Source organism: Candidatus Obscuribacterales bacterium (genome assembly GCA_036703605.1).
GTDB lineage: Bacteria > Cyanobacteriota > Cyanobacteriia > RECH01 > RECH01 > RECH01.
This window is the reverse complement of the sequence record DATNRH010000068.1, coordinates 1-2,494: the sequence shown is the minus strand read 5'-3', so window position 1 is coordinate 2,494 and position 2,494 is coordinate 1. Positions and strand designations below refer to the sequence as shown.

Genomic DNA, 2,494 nt, shown 5'->3' with positions numbered 1-2,494 from the left:
GGTAGATGTTGCGATTCATACCTAGATTCAGCAACGCCCTAAATCTACCATGACTCTCCCCCTCCATAACCCCTCTTCATGCAACAACGCCCCCTGATCCAGCAACACCCTGCACTGGACTTAGGAGGCATCCAGAGCTCTTAGCCCATCTCTTGCTCTGATAGGCTGCAAAGAGATACAAGCGTATCATAAATCGCTTGTTCCAGTTCTGTTGACGGCTCTGGCTGGGTTAGTAGACTGTTCCACATCTCCGCCCACAGCCCTCGCTGTCCAAAGAAAGCCGATCGCTGAAGCATAGCGGCTTCACCCACAATCCCCTGATCGCTCTGGGTTTGTTCCAGTTGAGCTAAGTCCGCTGCGAGGCGATCGCTTTCCTCAGTTGCCATCACCCGGATTAGTTCCAGTTGTGGTAGAGGTGCTCCAGGGTTCTCTGCTCCTGGCACTTGGCGATACATCTGCCATTCATAGGTAACGCCAACAGCAAGGGGGCGATCAAGGGTTAGTTGATAGATAGGTAAGTCTAAAACAAGGCTCTGATGCTCAGCAGAAACATCATAGATCAGAGTTGGATGGCGATCATCAATGGGCGTGAGCCGCACTTGAGTGATAACGTCGTTAGGGCTATACCAGGTTAGGGTAGGGCGATCGCTCCATACCACGGCAGCGTCTGGGCGGTTCACAGGAGCAATCCAGCAGAGACCGTCGTTATTGATAGGACGAGAACCACCATTATTAGGCGGTTCTGGAGGTTCTTGGGTAAAAAGGTTGAGGAGGCTGCGCCATCCTAGAATGGGAGGAGCTATCCGGTCAGATTTAGGACTGCTAGCCTGAACGGCGACGTTGAGAGAGAGACTGATGGCCGTTCCCAGCAAGCTGGTCAGTAGGTAGGATAAAAAGCGAGGATAGGACATGGTATTTTGAGGATAGGTTGTAACAACTGGCATCCCTGGGTTAGGGATAGTGAAAAACGCTTAGGCACGAGAGGTGGGTCGCAGGGCGATCAACCAAACGACTAGACTGGGGGTGAGGATCGGGAGAGCGATCGCTGCACTGGAAGCATAGAGCGCTAGACTGCCGAGGCTGTATAGGAACGTACCGCCGCTGAGGTGCAGCAGGGCAGAACGCCGGGCGGTAGGGAGGATCAACCTCACCCCTTTGCCAACGACGGCAGCGAGAATAATCATCCAAACATCGGGAATAGGAATCACCATACGATGGTTGAGGTATTGATACAGCAGGTAAGCGTGGTATTCCCCTCCGGTGAGGATACGCTGTTCTCCCCCACGCCAGTAGCGATAGGCGGCGGGGGCGAGAAAGTTATCTTCGTTCTCTCGCTCGATGCCCGCAGCGGCATAGTTGGGAACAATCATCAGGATTTGCTCAGAACCAGGGGAAGGAAAGACTGTGTCTAGGGCCCGTTGGGACGATAGGGTATCGTAGACCTGATCGGGCGGTAGAGAATAGTCAATAATCGGATGCAGCCACATTTGACCCAATCCATAGCTGAATCGGGTCAACCAACTGGCCCGAAAACGCGGAGACTGGGGTAGGTCAGATAGCAGGGTGCAAGGGGGTGCGTCACAGTGATGGTGTAGGGCTGCTAGCAGATAAGAAAGCGGCCAGGGTTCTTGGCTCAACAGTTCAGCATAGAGGGTGCCCCGGGTGGTCATGCTGCCGCTGATGCTCCAATCTGGATGGCGTAGGCTATCTTGGGCATAGCGCCACTGACGGGTATTTTGTTCGCGGCTAGCTCCTAGGACAAAGAAGCTACCCTGCTGAGCGGCAGCGGCGAAGGATTGGGCCAGGATCGGATCATCGTCATCCCGCAGGTCAAGTAAGTAGTCGATGCCAATGACAGGGGTGCCAGCGGCCTGATCCACCAACTGAGCTAGATAATCACGGGGAATAGGACGAAAGCGCTTTTGGTCGCGCAGGGCCGCTTCGTCAATTTGCAGCAGGAGGGTGGGTGGATCTGGCGGCGTTGGTTGCCAGGGTAGATCTTGGTAGAAAGCCTGTAGCAGAACCCGCCGTTCGATCAACCACTTTTGTACCGGCAGTTGCCAGGTTAGAATCAGCAAGACTAGGAGGGCGATCGCTTCCCATCGATTGGGCGTCAGAGCCGCTAGCCATTCCCGCCAGCCCGTAGGCGGAATGCGGAAGAGCTGGGTGTGGGGATAGCGAAATAAGGATGGCACCAAATCAGCGGCGGGATAGGTTAACGCCTTCTGGATTTTGAGCGCATGGCAAGCATCCTGGAGACATTCCTGCACGTCTTTATGCTGGGCTAGGGCCTGGGCAAAACGCACAATGAAAGCTTCGGCAACGCTGTTGTGGATCGGTTCTCGCATGATCACCACTTGGCTCAAGCCTAGATCAATCAAGGATTCTGCTAGGTTCAAACCGTTGCAAGAATTAAACAAGGCAAACTGTAGGCCATGCTGCTTGGCGATCGCTAGGGGAGCTTTCATTTCAGCAATCCGCAGATACCCATGGG

The 2,494-nt window shown here is 54.3% G+C and carries 2 protein-coding genes; both read right to left on the bottom strand.

Translation table 11 applies throughout. The annotated features are described in order from the left end of the window. Window positions 1-140 precede the first annotated feature (140 nt). The gene (locus V6D20_01555; GenBank protein ID HEY9814482.1) at window positions 141-944 is read right to left on the bottom strand and encodes a DUF928 domain-containing protein; all 804 of its coding nucleotides are present in this window, start codon (window positions 942-944) and stop codon (window positions 141-143) included. Window positions 945-971: 27 nt separating this feature from the next. After that, a partial coding sequence (locus V6D20_01550; protein ID HEY9814481.1) for a CHASE2 domain-containing protein occupies window positions 972-2,494 on the bottom strand: 1,523 nt, incomplete at its 5' end.

What these genes read in the sequence shown, in the direction of transcription:
- V6D20_01555 (HEY9814482.1), bottom strand. Translation starts at nt 944, where the DNA reads ATGCCAGTTGTTACAACCTATCCTCAAAATACCATGTCCTATCCTCGC.